Consider the following 18,002-nt stretch of genomic DNA (forward strand, 5'->3'; position numbering starts at 1 on the left):
GGTACCTCGATCGCAGCCATCGACAAGTTCTGGTGTTTGACTGAACGCATGACGACTGCCGGTCGCGTCGCGCGGCCTTCGATTCTCACGGTGGACGACGACCCGGCCGTGTCTCGGGCAGTGGCGCGCGACCTGCGGCGGATGTACGGCGAGCACTACCGCGTCGTGCGGGCGGAGTCCGGCGCCCAGGCGCTCGAGGCCCTGCACGAGATCAAGCTGCGCGGCGAGGAGGTCGCGGCGTTGCTCGCCGACTACCGGATGCCGCAGATGAGCGGCATCGAGTTCCTCGAACAGGCCATGGACGTGTTCCCCCAGGCACGCCGGGTGCTGCTCACCGCGTACGCGGACACCGAGGCCGCGATCCAGGCGATCAACGTCGTGGACCTCGACCATTACCTGCTCAAGCCGTGGGACCCGCCGGAGCAGAACCTCTACCCTGTGCTCGACGAGCAGCTGCGAGCCTGGGCCGTGAGCGATCGGCAGCCACCGCAGCGGGTGCGGGTGATCGGGCATCGCTGGTCGCCGCGTTCCTATGCGGTACGTGACTTCTTGGCACGCAACAACGTTCCCTTCCGCTGGCATGCGCTCGACGAGCCGGAAGCGCGCTGTCTGCTCACCGCGGCGCACCAGGACGGGACGACTCTGCCTGTCGTGGTCACGGCCGCGGGCAGAGCGCTGGTCGACCCGTCCGACGCGGAGCTCGCCGCCGAGGTGGGTCTGAGCACGCAGCCGTCGGCCGAGTTCTACGACCTGATCGTCGTGGGTGGCGGGCCCGCGGGGCTCGGTGCCGCGGTGTACGGAGGGTCCGAGGGGCTGAGAACCGTTCTGGTCGAACGGATCGCGACAGGTGGCCAGGCGGGCACGAGCAGCCGCATCGAGAACTACCTCGGCTTCCCCGACGGGGTGTCCGGCGGGCAGCTGACCGAGCGGGCCCGCAGGCAGGCGATCAAGTTCGGGGTCGAGCTGCTCACCACCCGCGACGTCGTCGCCCTCGAGCGCCGGGGAGCCGCGCGCATCGTGAGGTTCGGCGACGGCACCGAACTCGCCGCCCACACCGTCATCCTCGCCACCGGTGTGTCCTACCGGTTGCTCGACGCGCCCGGACTGGGCGAGCTGACCGGGCGCGGCGTGTACTACGGCGCCTCGACCACCGAAGGCCCGAACTGCGCCGGCCAGGACGTCTACCTGGTCGGTGGCGCGAACTCCGCGGGCCAGGCGGCCGTCTACTTCTCCGGGCACGCGCGCAAGGTGGTGATCCTGGTGAGGGGCGACTCGCTGGAGCAGTCGATGTCGCGGTACCTGATCGACCAGCTCGAGGCGATCCCGAACGTGGAGGTGCGCACGCACACCGAGATCTGCGGCGGCACCGGTGAAGATCACCTCGAGACGCTGACGTTGCTGCACAACAAGACCGGCGAAACGACGACCGTCGAGGCGAGCTGGTTGTTCGCGTTCATCGGCGCCGCCCCGCGCACGGACTGGCTGAACGGCACGCTGGAGAGGGACGAGCGCGGCTTCCTGCTCGCCGGGCCCGACCTCGGCGGCTCGCCCCCTGGCTGGGACCTCGAGCGGGCGCCGTACCACCTGGAGACGAACGTGCCCGGTGTGTTCGTCGCGGGCGACGTCCGAGCGGACTCGGTGAAGCGAGTCGCGTCCGCGGTCGGCGAGGGCGCCATGGCGGTCACCCTGGTCCACCGCTATCTGGAGAGGTCGTGATGGACAGGCTCACCGCAAACGAGCTGCGCGAACTGTTCCTGTTCGAGAAGCTCGACGACGACCAGCTGAACTGGCTCGCCGCACACGGCCACATCGAGACCCGCGAGGCGGGCACGCCCGTGCTCACCGAAGGCGAGCTCGCGACGTGCTTCTTCGTGCTGCTCGAAGGAACAGTCGCCCTGTGCCGCACCATCGGCGGCCAACGCATCGAGGTGAGCCGCAGCAGCTTGCGCGGCTCGTACTTCGGCGCCACCCAGGCCTACCTGGAGCTCGACCAGCCGACCTACCAGATGACCGTCGAGTCGATCACCGCCACGACGATGCTGCAGTTCGACGCCGACGAGTTCGGGCCGATGATCCGCACGTGGTTCCCGATGGCCATGCACCTGCTGGAGGGCCTGTTCTGGGGCATGCGGAACACCCAGGCGACGGTCGGCCAGCACGAACGGCTCACCGCGCTCGGCGCCCTGTCCGCGGGCCTCACCCACGAGCTCAACAACCCGGCCGCTGCCGCTGTGCGGGCGACCGCGGCGCTGCGCGAGCGGGTCGCGGGAATGCGGCACAAGCTCGCCCTGCTGGCACAGGGCGCGCTCGACCCGACCGTGCTGCCGGCGCTGGTGAAACTTCAGGAGAAGGCGGTCGAACGAGTCGCCAAGGCACCGAAGCTCAGCCCGTTGGAGACCAGCGACGCCGAGGACGAGGTCTCCGACTGGCTCGACGACCACGGCATCAGCAACGGCTGGGACCTCGCGCCCGTCCTGGTCGCGGGCGGGCTGGACGTCGAGTGGCTGGAGAGCTCACTCGTGCCGTGCCCCACCGCTGTCACCGGATCGGCCGTGCACTGGCTCAGGTACACCGTCGAGACCGAGATGCTGATGAACGAGATCGAGGACGCCACCACCCGAGTGTCCACTTTGGTCGGTGCCGCCAAGCAGTACTCCCAGATGGACCGCGCGCCGTTCCAGGTGGTCGACGTGCACGAGTTGCTCGACTCCACTTTGGTCATGTTCGGCGGGAAGCTCGGGGACGTTGAGGTCGTCAAGGAGTACGACCGGGCACTTCCCCCTATCGCGGCGTACGCGGGCGAGCTCAACCAGGTGTGGACGAACATGATCGACAATGCTCTGGGTGCGATGGGCGGGTCCGGCACGTTGACCGTGCGGACGTTCCGGCAGGACAGGAACCTCGTCGTGGAGATCAGCGACACCGGGCCCGGCATCCCGGCGGAGGTGAAGCGGCGGATCTTCGAACCGTTCTTCACCACCAAGCCGGTCGGTGAGGGCACCGGGCTCGGGCTGGAGATCTCGTGGCGGATCGTGGTCAACAAGCACCACGGCGACATCCGGGTGGAGTCGGTGCCGGGAGACACGCGGTTCCAGGTCGTTCTGCCCTTGGAGGCCACAGGGCAGTGAGGGGCTGTCACAAGTTCGGGGGCTGTCCGGTCTTCCTCAACGTGAGCCAATCCCTGGAATCGAGCACCGGCACCACCGAGCCGGTCGTCGTGATCAAGAACTACACCGTGCCGGCCGCCGAGGCCGAGCGCTTCGTCGACGTGTACCGGGAGAACGCGCGGATCATGTCGGCTCAGCCCGGCTTCGTGCGCTCCCGCCTGCACCGGCCGCTCGCCGACGGACCGGACGCGCGGTTCGTCCACGTCGCGGAGTGGAGCTCGGGAACTGATCTGGACAAGGCCGTCGTCAACCCGGAGTGGCGGGCCTCCCTGCAACGCATGTTCGACGACCCCGGCCTGCACATCACCTCGGAGCCCGCCTCCTACCGCGTAGTGGTCGAACTGAGGCCCTCGGGCAATGCGATCGAGACCGTTGAGGACCTTCGCCGCCACCTGCAGTGGGCGATCGAGCTGGAGCACGCGACCATCCCTCCCTACCTGTGTGCGCTGTACTCGCTGGACCCGAGTCGCAACGCCGAGGCCGTGCAGGTGGTGGGCAGCGTGCTCGCGGAGGAGATGCTGCACCTGGCGCTGGCGGCGAACCTGCTCAACGCGGTCGGCGGCGAGCCCCGGCTCGACACCCCTGAACTGCTGCCGCCGTACCCGCACCCGTTGCCGCACGGCGATCGGTCCCTTCAGGTCCAGCTCGTCCCGTTCGGACCGGAGGCGCTGGAGCTGTTCCTGCGGATCGAGCAGCCGGCCGAGGCTGGGGCGCCGGCCGAAGCGGACGCGTACGAGACGATCGGGCAGTTCTACGCCGCCATCGAGGCGGGGATCCGCAGGCTGTGCGACGAACTGGGCGAGGACGCCGTCTTCAGCGGTGATCCGGCGAGGCAGGTGGGCGAGTTCCACCTGCGCGGCGGTGGTGGCGCGGTCATCCCGGTGCACGACCTGAAGTCGGCTTTGGCGACGCTGACCGAGATCACCGAGCAGGGCGAGGGGGCCGCGCGCACTGACGTCTGGGACGGCGACCGCGACGTCTTCCACCCCGAACGGGACGAGGTGGCGCACTTCTACCGGTTCCAGGAGCTCAAGCACGGGCGCCGCTACCAGACCGGGGACACGCCGCAGTCCGGTCCGACGGGTGAGCCGATCGAGGTCGACTGGGACGCGGTCATGCCCATGCGGCCGAATCCCCGCACGACCGACCACCCAGAGGGCAGTCCCATCCGCGTGGCTCAGGAGCGGTTCAACGCCACGTACTGCCTGCTGCTGCAGCAACTGGAGGAGGCGTTCAACGGCGATCCCGCGCGCCTCGGGGCCACCGTTGGCGCGATGTACCAGGTGAAAGCTCAGGCCCAGGCGCTCATGACGATGCCGCTGGAGGACGGGAAGTCGACGGCGGGCCCGACGTTCGAGTACGTGCCGCCCGCACAAAGGGCCTGACCGGGTCAGCTCAGCGACAGTTGCCGACGGTGGAAGTCGAAGTGCCGCACCGGGAACCGGTAGAGGTCCGCCACCGTCATGAACTCGCGGAAGAACGGATCCCACCGAGTCGGGTACGGCATCCCTTTCGCCAGGGTGGCGGAGTTCTCCCGGTCGAGGCGCCGGTGCAGCGACGCGACGGTGCGGTCGCACAGGACGACCATCGCGCGGCGGGGCATCACGCTGCCGCCGAGCCAGGAGCCGAGGAAGTTGACCGCGTCGAAAGGCATCGTGGCGGCGTTGAGCAGCCGCGCCCATCCGCGGCCGAACCACGCCGGCAGCAAGGAGACGAGCTTCGTCAGAGCCACCAGTGCTCGCATGATCAGGAAGCCGAGCAGCATGTGGAACAGCAGCTGCCGGTTGGTCCACCGCGTTCCGTTCGAGGGGCGTCGCAGCTCGTCGCTCGTGGCAGCGGAGAGCACCGTGCGAAACGTTGTCCTCGCACGCTCGAGGTCGTCGTGAACCGCCTGCGTGTCCACATGCCCAGTGTGGACCACATCAGCTGTCGCAGGTAACTCGCAAGGCCGAGTAACTGGCGCGGGCGGCGGCGATCGCCGGCTCGTCGGCACCGCACACCCGCAGGCACGCCTCGGCGATGGCGTGGCAGTCGGACTCGCCCGGCACGCGGGTCCGCCTTTGGTGGATCACGACCTCGACGAGCTGGATCAGCATTTCGCCTCGGCGCGCGCCCGCGGCCGACGTGGGGGCGTCGCCGACGACCTGGGCTCCGAGACGGGCGTAGGTCTCCTGGAGCTCCACGCGGTCCTCGCGGAACAGGTCGTACCGCTCCAGCTGCACCTCGGGCAGCAGGTAGAGCATGCCGATGTTGTGCGGTGCCGTCGCGAGTGTGTGCGCGTCGGCCATGGCGAGCGCGTAGAGCGCCGCCTCCGGTGCTGGTCGCAGGGCGGCGTCCTCCAGTGCGCGGGCGGTCTCCAGGCTGGGCCGCACCGAGGTGCGGAGCAGTTCGAGCAGGATGTCGTCCTTGCCGGCGAAGTGGTAGTAGAGGGAGGCCTGCCTGATCCCGACCCGGTCGGCGATGGCGCGGGTCGAGGTCGCGGAGAACCCCTGGTCGACGAACAGCGCGGCGGCCGCTTCCAGGATCTGTTCCCGTGGCGACCGGGTGCCGCCCTCGTCGGGCGCATGACGCGGGCGGCCGGGGCGGGGGCGAGTCACCGCGTCAGTGTCCCCTGTGGCCGGTGCGCCGCGAGGTAGCCGCGCCATCCGCCGTACTCGGTGATGTCGTCGGCGCCCTCGAGAGCCCACGGTTCAGCGAGGAAGCCCGGGACCGCGGCGCCGTCGGAGAGCTCGACCGTGCCGATGACCATCGGTGGCGGCACGGCGGCGACGAACGTGCCGAACCCCGCCGCCGGCAGCCGCCAGACCTCGCCCTCGACGCACGCGCCGCCTTCCGGCACCCGCATCAGGCCGGGCTTGGCCGGAGTCGTGGCCAGTGCGCGCAACCGGTAGGCCGCAGCGGTCTTCGCCGGCCGGACCAAGCTGCCACCCGCCTGCACCAGTTCCTTGTTGAGCGGCTGACCGTGCAGGTGCGCGCCGACGACGAAGAGGTCGATCGACGGCGCGAGCAGGCGGCGAGCGAGATCGGCCAGGGCGCGGTCGCTGAACGCCGGACCGGTGAACATCACGCCGAACGGCAGACCGCCGGCGGACCCGGCCGGCACCGCGAGTGAGGCGAGGTCGAGCAGGTTGGCGAAGTTGGTGAAGCGGCCCAACTTGCTGTTCACGCCGACCGGGTCAGCGGCTACCTCCTCGAGGGTGGGATGGCAGGTGGTGGTCGGGGTCAGCAGCGCGTCACAGCCGTCGAGCAGGGCACGTCCTTGTGCACCGAGGCGGGCGAGCGTGGCGGTGTCGGCGGCCCACTGCGCGGCCGTCGGCGACGCTCCCGCGAGGACGATCGCGGCCACGGTGGGGTCGAGGCAGGCGCCGATCTGGTCGTGGTGGGCTTCGATGTGGGCGCCGACGGCGGCGTAGCGTTCGGCGACGAAAGCGCCGCCGTACAACATCTTCGCGGCCTCCAGCAGCGGCGCGATGTCGACCTCGACGATCTCCACACCGGTGGCGGCCAGGCTCGCCACCGCCGCGGCGAAGGCCTCGCGCCAGCCGGGTGCCATCTCCGCCAGGTGCTCGGCCACGGGCACGGCGACCCGCGGCCGCGACGGGAGGACCACGTCCGGGCGAGCTTCGCGGGACAACGGATCCGCGGCGTCGGGCCCGGACATGAGCTCGGCGACCAACCGGGCGAAGGTGAGGTCGCGGGCGAAAACCGTGACACAGTCCAGGGAGTAGCAGGCGGGCACGACTCCGGTGACGGGGACGAGCCCCTTCGTCGGCTTCACCCCCACGACACCGTTGAGCGCCGCGGGGACACGCCCGGAACCCGCGGTGTCCGTGCCTAGTGCTGCGTCGACGATGCCCAGCGCGACGGCGACGGCGGAGCCCGCGGACGAACCCCCGGAGATCCTGGCCGGGTCCCAGGCGTTGCGGACCGCGCCGTACGGGCTTCTGGTCCCCACCAGGCCGGTCGCGAACTGGTCGAGGTTGGTCTTCCCGATCACCACGGCGCCCGCGGCCCGCAGCCGCGCGACCGCCGTGGCGTCCGAGTCCGGCCGGTAGAGGTAGGACGGCGCGCCCGCGGTGGTCGGCAGCCCGGCCACGTCGATGTTGTCCTTGACCGCGATCACCCGGCCGGCGAGAGGGAGATCCTCGCCCGCGGCCAACCGTTCGGCGACGACCTTCGCCTCGGACAGCGCGTCCTCGCGGAAGCGCAGGGTCACCCAGATCTCGTGGCGGCCGGCTGCCTCGATCCGGTCGTAGGCCGCGTTGACGGCGGCGAGGGGGTCCGGTGTCATGGCAGCACCGCCGCGAGGATCTGCCCGGGGTCGACCTGGTCGCCGGGACTCACGTAGAGCTCGACCAGTTTGCCCGTGACGGGTGCGGTCACGTCGGCCTCCATCTTCATCGCCTCGACCGAGAGGACCGCATCCCCTTCGGCCACCTGAGAACCTGGTTGTAATGCGAGTCGCCAGACGGTCGCGGTGAACGGCGCGGTCACGGCGACCGCGCCGGCGGGCAGCGTCACCTCGGGTGCGGTGATCACTTCCGGTTCGTCGTGCCGGTCGAACTCACCGGCGAGCCGCCAGCGGGCCTTTTCTTCCTCGAAGGCCGCCGTCTGGCGGGTTCGGAAGGCCGCGATGTCGTCCGCGTTGTCCTGCAGGAAACGGAGGTGCTCGGCGATCGAGAACGTGCCGTCGACCGTCTCGAAGTCACCGCGTCCGGCGTCGGTCTCGGCACGCAACTCGAGCAACTCCTCCGCCGAGACCGGGTACCACTCGATCCGGTCGAAGAAGCGCAGCGCCCACGGGTGCTCGGCGAACAGCCCGCCGCGGCGGTAGCGGTTCCAGACCTGCACGGTCCGGCCGACGAACTGGTACCCGCCAGGCCCTTCCATGCCGTAGACGCAGAGATACGCGCCTCCGATGCCCACGGAGTTCTCGGCGGTCCACGTCCGCGCGGGGTTGTACTTCGTCGTCACGAGCCGGTGCCGGGGGTCGAGCGGTGTCGCCACCGGGGCGCCGAGGTACACGTCGCCGAGGCCCAGCACCAGGTAGGACGCGTCGAACACCGTCCGGTAGACGTCGTCCACCGACTCCAAACCGTTGATGCGGCGGATGAACTCGATGTTCCAGGGTGTCCACGGCGCGTCGGAGCGCACTCCGGCCATGTACCGCTCGATCGCCAGTCTCGTGGCGGGGTCGTCCCAGCTGAGCGGCAACCGCACGGTGCGGGAGGGCACCACGAGGTCTTGCGTGGCAGGCACTTCGGCTTCGAGCTCCTGGAGCAGCCGTGCGACGTCGGCGGCCTTCAACCGGTCGGGATCGGTGTGGACCTGCAACGAGCGAATGCCCGGTGTGACGTCGAGGATGCCGTCCGGACCATGTGCCGCAAGGGTTTCCTGGAGTGCGTGCACCCGCATGCGCAGGGCGAGGTCGAGGGTCATGGGCCCGTACTCGACGAGCACGTTGCTGTCGCCGTCACGGCGATAGGTGACGGACGGCCGGTCATCGGTCTCGTCCAGCCTGCCCAGAATGCCGTCGTCATCGTCGCCACCTGAGGTGGCCACGTGCACAACAGCCCGCCGGTCGGCCGCGGCATCGGCCTCACGCACCCGCACGAACCGCACGGTGTCGCCGGGACGCAACTGCCCGAGCTTCCACAGATCACCGCTGGCGACCACGGCCGGGCAGACGAACCCGCCCAGCGACGGGCCGTCGGGACCGAGGACGACGGGAGTGTCACCGGTGAAGTCGATGGCACCGATGGCGTACGGCGTGTCGTGGATGTTCGACGGGTGCAGTCCGGCTTCCCCACCGTCGGGACGGGCCCACTCCGGTTTGGGACCGATCAGCCGGACACCGGTGCGCGCGGAATTGTGGTGGACCTTGAAGTCGTTGGCGTAAAAGGAATCCAGGTCGGCGCGGGTGAAGAACTCGGGTGCGCCGTGCGGCCCTTCGGTGACCGCGATCTGCCAGCTGCCGGTGATCGCGGGACGGCGGTGCGCCGGGGTCGGGCCGCCGATCGTGGTCAGTCCCGGGTTCTCCGCCGCGTCCGGTGAGCACAGGCGCAGCACGTCGCCGGCCAGCAGCGCACGACCGGCGTGGCCGCCGAACCCGCCCAGCGTGAACGTCGCCGCGCTACCGAGGTAGGCGGGCACGTCGATGCCGCCCCGGACGGCGAGGTAGGTGCGCAGTCCGGGGCCCACCGCGGTGCCGATCCGCAGGGTGCCGCCGGCGGGGACGTCGACCGGCTCCCACTGCGGCACCGGTTCACCGTCCACATCGGACTCCACGGGCGCGCCGGTGAGGCAGATGACCGACGGAACCGAGAACCGCAGGACCGGACCCGCCGCGGTGATCTCCAGTCCAGGTGCGGTGGCGGGGTTGCCGACGGCGAGGTTCGCCTCGGTCAGCGAGATCGGGTCGAACGGACCACTCGGCGGCACACCGACCTGCCAGTACCCGATGCGGCCGGGCAGGTCCTGCACCGTCGTCATCGTCCCCGGCACGAGGACGTCGACGCGGGGATCGGGATCGGCGGTGACGTCGAGACTGGAGGTCGAGTGCACCGCGGCCCGCACGTCGTCGGAGCCGGTGAGCTCGCGCAACAGCCCCAGGTTCGTGACGATGCCGTCCACCCGGGAGCCGTCGAGCGCCTCGCCGAGCAGGTCGAGCGCGGCGTCCCGGTTGGGTCCCGCGACGATCACCTTGACCAGCATGGGGTCGTAATGCGGCGAGACCTCCAGCCCGGTCTCGATCCAGCCGTCGACCCGGACACCGTCGAGGCCGGCCGGGAACACCGCCCGCGTCACCAGACCCGACGACGGCAGCGACTCCTTGGCGGGATCCTCGGCGTAGACGCGGGCTTCGAACGCGTGGCCGTCCGGCACCCACGGGGAGTCGAAGACGCGATCGGGCAGGCCGTCCGCACCGTCACGGGCCAGTCGCAGCATCAGCTCGACCAGATCGGCGCCGAAGACCATCTCCGTCACGGGATGCTCGACCTGCAGGCGCGTGTTGACCTCCAGAAACGAGACCTCCTGGCGCACCGGGTCGTAAATGAACTCGACGGTGCCAGCGCTGCGGTACCGCACCGACGCGGCCAGGTCGCGCGCCGAGGTGTGCAGCAGCTCGCGAACGTGGGTGGGCAGCGCGGGAGCGGGCGCCTCCTCGACGACCTTCTGGTTGCGGCGCTGCAGCGAGCAGTCGCGGTCGCCGATCACCGCAACGCGGCCGCGGCCGTCGCCGAAGAGTTGCACCTCCACGTGGCGGGCCGGACGCACCAGCCGTTCGAGGAACACTCCCCCGGCGCCGAAGTTCTGCCGTGCCAACGACTCCACGCGTTCGAACGCCTCGTGCACCTCGCCGGTCGTGGCACAGGCCCGCATGCCGATGCCACCTCCGCCACCGGTCGCCTTGACCATCACGGGCAACCCGATCCGTTCGGCCTCGGCGGCGGCCTCGGCGGCCGACGACAGCAGCCCGGTCCCGGCGAGCATCGGCACGCCCGCGCGGCGCGCGATCTCGCGGGCGGTGTGCTTCTCCCCGAAGGCAGCGATCTGCTCGGCGTCCGGGCCGACGAACCGCAGGCCCGCTGCTTCGACAGCACGGGCGAACGCGACGCTCTCGGACAGGAACCCGTAGCCGGGGTGGATGAGCCCGGCGCCGCTGTCGAGTGCCGCCTCGATGATCGCGTCGGCACGCAGGTAGGAGTCGCGGGCGGGAGCGGGACCGAGCCGGACGGCGGTGCAGGCCTCCCGGACGTGCGGTGCGGCACGGTCGGCGTCGGAGTAGACGGCGACCGTCTTCATGCCCAGTGCGTGTGCGCTGCGGATGATCCGGCGCGCGATCTCACCCCGGTTCGCGACCAGGACGACGTCGAAGGACGTCATGGCCTCACCACGATCATGCGCAGGGGCGTCGGGTTGAAGTCGTTGCAGGGGTTGTTCATCTGGGGGCAGTTCGAGACGAGCACGAGGACGTCGGTGTCGGCGCGCACCGCGACCCGCTTGCCCGGCGCGGACATCCCGTCGACGATGCCGAGCGCGCCGTCCGCCTCGACCGGGACGTTCATGAACCAGTTGAGGTTGGACACCAGATCACGCAGGCCGAGCCCGTGCTTCTGGCCCTCGGAAAGGAAGTTCTCCCGGCACCCGTGGTGGAACATCACGTGGTGGCCGTACCGCAATGTGTTGGACTCCTTGGAGCACGCGCCACCGATGGTGTCCTGCCGGTCGATCTCGTTGTCGACGACGGTCATCAGCGGGTTGCCGAGGTTGCTGCGCAGCACCGTGCCCGTGCGGACGTAGGCGTTTCCCTGCCACGCCAACGTGTCCGGGACGCTGTAGCGCTCCTCGGTGTCCGCGGCGTTGTAGATCAGGCAGTCGCCCGACTGGTTGCCGCCGACGTCCACAATGGTCAGAACGTCGCCCGCCCGCACCACGGCGGACCAGGAGGCGTTGGGGGCGACCCGTTCGTCGAGCACGACCTCGCCCGGCACCAGCGGTTCCGACCAGTCGAGGGGTGAGCCGGGGGCGAACGTGGCCCCGACGGGGACGGAACTCGTCACAGGCCTCGCGCCTCCGCGTAGTCGATGGTGTTCAGGTAGGCCCGGTGTGCCTCGGGCGTGGCGTCGAAGCGGTCGTCGCCCGGCCCTGTCGCCTTGGTGCGCCAGGCATGCACGCGCAGAGGTCCGGCCGCGTACTCGGCGCGGGGGTCCAGCGGGTGCGGCACGTTGGCCACCAGGATCAGCAACGGCAGTTCGGCCAGCAGTTCGACCGAGGTGCCCTCCCCCGCAGATCCCCGCCACACGAAGGCCCCGTCGGTGTCGACCCGGATTCCTTGGAAGAAGGACACACTGGGCGGGAGGTCGCGCGGCGTGAGTCCGTGTTTGGCCGCGGCCTTGACGAACAGCGACCGGCCCGCGGGGAACGGCCCTTCCGGCCTGGCGTCACCGTGCTTGCGCTGGTTCCACGCCTCGGTGGTCGTGCCGCAGAATGCGTCGTGGTGCCCGGACGTGTCTTCGACGATCGTCGCGAGCACGCGGCCGTCCCCCGACAGCAACGGGTGCCCGGCACCGAGGTAGGCCTGCCAGGGGATCTTCACGGTGTCGGCGACGTTGAGCCGCTCGACCGGTTCGAGCGCGTTGTAGACGATCACGTGCGCACAGGCGTCACCGGTGGGGTCGTCGAACCGGATCCGGGTTCCCCTGGCGAGGACCTTGTGCGTGTATCCGCCAGGGGCAACGGTTTCCGCCCAGGTGAGCGCTTCCACCCCCGGCGGCCGGTACGGGCTCGACGAGGCCGGAAGGTAAGGCATCCAGTCGCTCGTCTGCCCACCTCGTGCGCGAGCGTCCGCCCTGGCGTTGAGAACGGAGTCGGTCACCTAGGCCTCCTGTGCGCTGTGCGGGACGTGGCGCAGCTCGATCCGGCCGTGCAGCCGGTGTTTGAAGAAGAGGTACGCGGCGCCGGTCGCGAGGCTGAGGGCGATCACGAGCAGCGCGCTCCAGCGCAGCCACCAGGTCTCACCGGTGAGGTCGTAGATCTCCGGCCGCGGCCACAACAGGTTGACCGCCATGCCGATCTGGTAGACGACCGCCAGCGCGTTGAGCGGGATTCCCCACGCGCCGAGGCTGAACAGCGGCTTGCCGTGCTCGTCGACGCCGGTCGGCCAGCCGTCGGTCCTGCGGTGCCGGATGCGGGTGATCAGCAGCGGCAACGTCACGCCGAGGTACGCCAGGTACAGCATCGCGATGCACAGGCTCGACAGCGCGGTGAAAAGTGCGGACTGACCGATGTTGACCACCAGCGCGATGGCCGCGCCGACGCCCACGACGATCGAGGCACCGATCGGGGTGCCGGTGCGCGGGGACACCTTGGCGAGCTGCCGGTGGAACGGGAAGGCCTTGTCCCTGGCCATCGAGTAGATCATCCGCGCGCCCGCGGTCTGGATGGCGAGCGTGCAGGCGAACACGGCCACGGCGACGCAGCACAGCAGCAGACGGCCCAGCACGCCGCCCAGTCGTTCGGTGAGCACCCAGGAGAGCCCCGCGGTGGCCAGGTTGCCGTCGGTGAGGCTCGGTGCGGCCATCAGCGCGCCGAGGATGAGCAACGCTCCGCCGACCGCGGACGCGATGAGCGCGTGCAGGATGGTCCGCGGCGTCGTGCGTCTCGGCGCGTGCGTTTCCTCGGCCAGTTCACCCGCGGAGTCGAACCCCACCATCACGTACGCGGCCATCAGCGCCGAGGCGAGGAACGCCGGGAGATAACTCCCCTCCCCGGTCCAGCCCTCGTGGGTCAACACGACCTGAGGACCACGCTCGGGAAGGACGAACAGAGCCAGGACGAGCACGATCACCGCGACGATCTCGACTGTGACACCGACGCTCGTGGCCGAGGCCATGTGGCGCACGCCCGCGATGTTCACGGCGGTCGTGATCACGAGGAGGATCACGCCGAGCAGCACCGCGTTCTGCGCACCGGTCGCCGAGGCCACCGAGGAGTCCGCCCCGGACCCTCCGACGATCTGGAAACCGGACCAGATGCTCGGCAGGACGACCTGGATCGCGATGGCGGCCGCGGCGACGGTCAGGATCTGCCCGATGATCATGATCCAGCCGGCGAACCAGCCTGCTGTCGTCCCCGCCAGACGGCTGGACCACTGGAAGATCGCACCCGAGACCGGCCATCTCGCCGCGAGCTCCGCGAAGCACAGCGCGACGAGCAGCTGCCCGCCGAAGACCAGCGGCCACGCCCAGAAGAACGAGGCGCCACCGAGCCCGAAGCCCAGCCCGAAGAGCTGGAAGACGGTGGTGAGGATCGAGACGAACGAGAAGCCCGCCGCGAAGGACGAGAACGAGCCCACGCCCCTGCGCAGCTCCTGGGTGTACCCGGATCCAGGGGAACCGGTGTCACTGAGGGACGTGCTCATGGGGCCTCCCGGAGCCGGACGGAATATCTGTCGAGCGACAGGTATGACTGTCTGGCTCCGGTATTTCGCGGACCGGTGACGCGGCGTAAATTCCCCGTAAACCACGCTGGCGCGGCTGGGACGTTCAGCCCAACCACGCCTCGCGACCCGCTCTGGACCACATGGAGGACCGCGACCTGCGACCGTGATCAGCGGGCAGGTGTCATCGCGGTCGATCCTCTGGTCCAAAGTGGACGCCCAGTGCGGCCTAGGCGAACGCGGCCGGCTCCACCTCGAAGGCGTGGGCCACCAGGGCGTCGAGATCCATCGCGGCACCCGCGGCCATCGCGGCGTCCACCTCGGTGTCGGTCAGCACGGCCCGGATGCGGCGCAGCGTGCCCTCCCGGACGGTCAGCTGGTGCTTGGTCATCGGCAGGCCGTCCTGTTCGCGGATCACCGCGACGGCGCCGAGCATCCTCGCGGCCAACGCGGCGTCCACGGTGCTGAGCAGGTCGATGAGCGAACTGAGCGTGTAGAGGACCGCGAACCGGTCGCCGAACCCGTGGTGGATGCGGATGGCGGCGGTGTAGAGGCGGTACGCCTCGACCGGATCGCCTTCCAGCCGGGTGAGCCGGCCGAGGATGTGGAAGGCGTACGCCTCGCCGCCCATGTCGCCGATCTGCCTGCTGGTCTTGACGGCTTCGGTGAGCAGCGGGCGCGCGGCGGCGGCATCGCCGAGGTCCACGCAGACGTCGCCGAGCCCGACGAGGTCCAGCGACAGCGTGCGGAGGTTGCCCACCGTGCGGTCCATCTCGACGTTGTGCCGCATGAGGTCGCGCGCGGTGTGCAGGTCGCCCTCGAAGCGGGCGATGATCGACAGGTTGCCGCGGGCCGCGGCCAGGACGTTGCCGCGTTTCCCGTGCGCCTGCTCGATCTCGACGCACTCGCCGAAGTAGGCGCGGGCCTGGTCGATGTCACCGCTCTGCCGGGCGACGAGGCCGACGATGTTGAGCGCCTGGGCCATCAGGTCGTGGTCGCCCAGCCGGCGGCCGATCCGCAGGCTCTGCTCGCCCAGCGACTGGGCGGTCGCCTGGTCGTCCTGCTTGATCGCGAGGAACGCCGCGGACTCCATCACCCTGCCGCGCACGCCCTCCGGCAGCCGGTCCGCCGCGTCCGTGAGCAGGCGGCGGTGCCATTCCCGGCCCTCGCGGATGTGCCAGCCCTTCTGCCAGAACCGGTTGACGCCGAGGACGATCCGGGCTGCGGTGAGCGGATCGCCGACGCCCATCGCCTGGGTGTGCGCCGCGCGCAGGTTGAGGTACTCGGAGCTGACCCGCGCGTACCAGGCCGCTCCGTCGTGGCCGCCCAGTCCGCGGTCCGCGCGTTCGGCGAAATCGGCGAAGTAGGCGGTATGACGCGCGGTCACGTCCTCGTCCGACAGCCGTTCGCCCGCGTAGGCCCGGATGGTCTCGAGCATCGTGTACCTGAGCCCGTCCTCGGTCTGCCGCGCGCCGAGGAGGTTGCGGTCGACCAGCCCGGCCAGCCGCTTCGTGAGCCCGCCCATGGTCTCGTCGCTCATCGCCGCGGGCAGGCAGATCGCGGCGACGGCGTCCGCCGTGCAGCCCCCGGCGAACACCGCCAGGCGGGTCAGCAGCTCCTGGTCGTCGGCGTCGAGCAGGGCGAAGCTCCAGTCGATGGTGGCGCGCAGGGTCTGTTGCCGCGCCGGCAGGTCCTGGGGCCCGACGGCGGGCAGTTCGGACCGTTCGTTCAACTGGGCGAGGATCTGGGTCGGCGAGAGGACGTCGCAGTTCGCCGCGGTGAGCTCGATGGCCAGTGGCAGCCCGTCCAGCCGGATGCACACCTCGGCCGCGGCACGCAGGTCGTCCGCGGAGAATGTCAGCCCGTACACGGCCTCGGTGGCCCTGGACACGAACAACGCCAGCGCGGGCCAGGACGCCAGCGCCTCGTCGGCCTCCTCCGGCCGCGACGGCAGGCGGTCCAGGTCGGGCACCGGCAGCGGCGGGACGGGGTAGACCTGCTCGCCGGACAGGCGCAGCCGCTGCCGGCTCGTGGCCAGCACCCGCACTCCCGGCGCCGCCGCCAGCAGCGCGGCCACGAACGAGCCGGCGCTCAGCACGTGCTCGAAGTTGTCCAGCACCAGCAACAGCTCGAGCTCGCTCAGCGCCCGGATCACCGCGTCGGTCAGCGGCTCGTTCGTGCCCTCCGGCACCTCCAGCACCGCGGCGACCGCGGAGACCACCATCTCGGTCGTGGTGGCCTCGGCGAGCGACACGAACACGGCCCCGTCCGCGAACTCGTCGGCCACGGCCCCCGCGACGGCCAGCGCCAGCCGGGTCTTGCCGATGCCACCGGCGCCGGTCAGCGTGACCAGCCGCCGCCCCGCGAGCAGGTCGGCCAGCCGCGAGACGTCCCGCGCCCGGCCCACCAGACTGCTGACCGCCGCGGGCAACCGCCGCCGGGCGTTGTCGGCACGGGCCAGCGCCTCCGCGGACACGCCCCAGTCCCCGTTGCCGCCCTGCTCCAGGTCGCCGCGGTCGGCGAGCTGCGTCAGCCCGCGCTCGGCCTGGGCGATGAGACCGCCACTGCGCCGGGCGAGCCAATGCACCAGTTCGCGCGTCGGCTCACCGTGCAGCGTCGTGCGCAGCCACACGTGCAGCGCCGACTCCGACAACGGCGCCAGCACCACGGTGTCCAGCAGCGGCAGCGCCTGCGGTACCGGCCCCGCGGGGTCGTGCATCGCCTGGATCAGCCCCACGACCCGCACGCCGTCGGAGCCGGTCAGCCGCCGCACCCGCCGCCCGACGTCCGCTAGGTCGGCGTCGGTGTCGACGAGCAGCAGCACCCGCTCGTCGTGCCCCGACGGTTCCGTGACCCCGTCGACCACCTCGAACCCGCGCAGCCCTGCCAGTTTGCCGACCTCGGCCAGGAACCTGCTGTGCCCGGCGCCGCGCTCGCCCGCCACCCGCAGCGCGCCGCGTCCGGACGCGTCCAGCCGGACGAGGAAGTCGCGCACGACCGCCAGCGCCGCGTCGCGCTCCAGCAACCTCTCGGACGACCGCCGCCCGCTCGCCTGCAGGTCGTCGCCGACCGCACGGCCCCGTCCGCGGCGTTTGGCCAGGTAGTTGCGGCGATCGGCGAGCTCGATCAGCGACTGCCGGTCCGCCGCATCGTCCGGGAAGGTGGCCAGTCCGAGGCTGATCGACACCGACAGCGGCGGATTCCCCGGAAACGGCTTGGTGCCGATGGCGTCCACCAGCCGCGTCGCGACCTGCAGCGCCTCCACCGCGCCCGTCTCCGGCAGCACCAGCACGAACTCGTCGCCGCCGTAGCGCACCAGCACGTCGGCGTCGCGGACCGCGCCCCGGGCCCGCTCGACGATCGACCTCAGCACCACGTCACCGCGCGCGTGCCCGTACGCGTCGTTGACGGTCTTGAAGTGGTCGACGTCGAACACGAAGACCGAGCAGCAACCGCCGATCTGGCGGGCCCTGGCGATCGCCCCGTCGAGGCAGCCGTTCAGACCCCCACGCGCGAGCGCACCGGTGACCACGTCGGTGAGCAGTGTGCGCAGCACACCGCGATCGAGATCGGGAGGATCGGTCACGACGCTCCGTTGGAAGTTTGGACGACCGCTTTCGTAAGCCGCGTACCGTAACCGAAGCGGCTGTTGGACGGTACCCAACGAGTACCACAACCAACCGTCGCTTTCCCCAAGTCGGTCATGCCGATCAGCTATGGCCGCACAGGTGGGATCATCCTCTGCGGACGATCGGACGATCACCGCTACTCCGCTGGTTTCGGCGGTGATATACCCGGCCGCGGATGTGGCGAGGAATCCGGCGACCGCGGCCACTCCTCGGGTTGCCCCATACGGCCCAGCGGGACGAGCTCCACCTGCGCGGGCGATCACT

The 18,002-nt window shown here is 70.6% G+C and carries 11 protein-coding genes; 3 read left to right on the forward strand and 8 right to left on the reverse strand.

The features are described 5' to 3' along the window. The first annotated feature begins 48 nt into the window (after positions 1-48). The 3 genes from ABZ345_RS06060 to ABZ345_RS06070 are packed head-to-tail and all read left to right on the forward strand — an operon-like array spanning position 49 to position 4,552. Positions 49-1,716, forward strand: coding sequence for an FAD-dependent oxidoreductase (locus tag ABZ345_RS06060; protein ID WP_359843461.1), 1,668 nt, complete (start codon positions 49-51; stop codon positions 1,714-1,716). Continuing rightward, positions 1,716-3,128 carry an ATP-binding protein gene (locus ABZ345_RS06065; protein WP_359843463.1) on the forward strand — a complete coding sequence of 471 codons (1,413 nt, stop codon included), beginning with the start codon at positions 1,716-1,718 and terminating at the stop codon, positions 3,126-3,128. Before ABZ345_RS06060 ends, ABZ345_RS06065 begins: the two co-directional genes overlap by 1 nt. A gap of 41 nt (positions 3,129-3,169) precedes the next feature. Continuing rightward, a complete protein-coding gene (locus tag ABZ345_RS06070; RefSeq protein ID WP_359843465.1) occupies positions 3,170-4,552 on the forward strand; it encodes a ferritin-like domain-containing protein in 1,383 nt (460 codons plus the stop codon). Between the two features lie 5 nt (positions 4,553-4,557). Here the strand turns inward: ABZ345_RS06070 and ABZ345_RS06075 are convergent, their stop codons facing one another. From ABZ345_RS06075 to ABZ345_RS06110, 8 genes are all read right to left on the reverse strand, one after another. After that, the gene (locus ABZ345_RS06075; protein WP_359843467.1) at positions 4,558-5,088 is read right to left on the reverse strand and encodes a DinB family protein; all 531 of its coding nucleotides are present in this window, start codon (positions 5,086-5,088) and stop codon (positions 4,558-4,560) included. 1 nt (position 5,089) lies between these two features. After that, the gene (locus tag ABZ345_RS06080; RefSeq protein ID WP_359843469.1) at positions 5,090-5,764 is read right to left on the reverse strand and encodes a helix-turn-helix domain-containing protein; all 675 of its coding nucleotides are present in this window, start codon (positions 5,762-5,764) and stop codon (positions 5,090-5,092) included. After that, complete coding sequence (gene atzF / locus ABZ345_RS06085) at positions 5,761-7,458, reverse strand: allophanate hydrolase (RefSeq protein ID WP_359843471.1); 1,698 nt, start codon at positions 7,456-7,458, stop codon at positions 5,761-5,763. Before atzF ends, ABZ345_RS06080 begins: the two co-directional genes overlap by 4 nt. Beyond that, on the reverse strand, positions 7,455-11,054 hold the full coding sequence (uca, locus tag ABZ345_RS06090) for an urea carboxylase (protein ID WP_359843473.1): 3,600 nt from the start codon (positions 11,052-11,054) through the stop codon (positions 7,455-7,457). The genes atzF and uca overlap by 4 nt, the downstream gene beginning before the upstream one ends. Next, on the reverse strand, positions 11,051-11,731 hold the full coding sequence (locus tag ABZ345_RS06095; RefSeq protein ID WP_359843475.1) for an urea amidolyase associated protein UAAP2: 681 nt from the start codon (positions 11,729-11,731) through the stop codon (positions 11,051-11,053). Before ABZ345_RS06095 ends, uca begins: the two co-directional genes overlap by 4 nt. Next, positions 11,728-12,546, reverse strand: coding sequence for an urea amidolyase associated protein UAAP1 (locus ABZ345_RS06100; RefSeq protein ID WP_359843477.1), 819 nt, complete (start codon positions 12,544-12,546; stop codon positions 11,728-11,730). Before ABZ345_RS06100 ends, ABZ345_RS06095 begins: the two co-directional genes overlap by 4 nt. Further along, entirely contained in the window at positions 12,547-14,091 is a 1,545-nt protein-coding gene (locus tag ABZ345_RS06105) for an amino acid permease (RefSeq protein WP_359843479.1), read from the reverse strand. It lies immediately after the preceding gene. A gap of 247 nt (positions 14,092-14,338) precedes the next feature. Then, positions 14,339-17,695 (reverse strand): diguanylate cyclase, encoded by a 3,357-nt coding sequence (locus tag ABZ345_RS06110; RefSeq protein ID WP_359843481.1) that lies wholly within the window; start codon positions 17,693-17,695, stop codon positions 14,339-14,341. Positions 17,696-18,002 lie beyond the last annotated feature (307 nt).

This window comes from Lentzea sp. NPDC005914 (assembly GCF_040629405.1).
Taxonomy (GTDB): Bacteria; Actinomycetota; Actinomycetes; order Mycobacteriales; family Pseudonocardiaceae; genus Lentzea.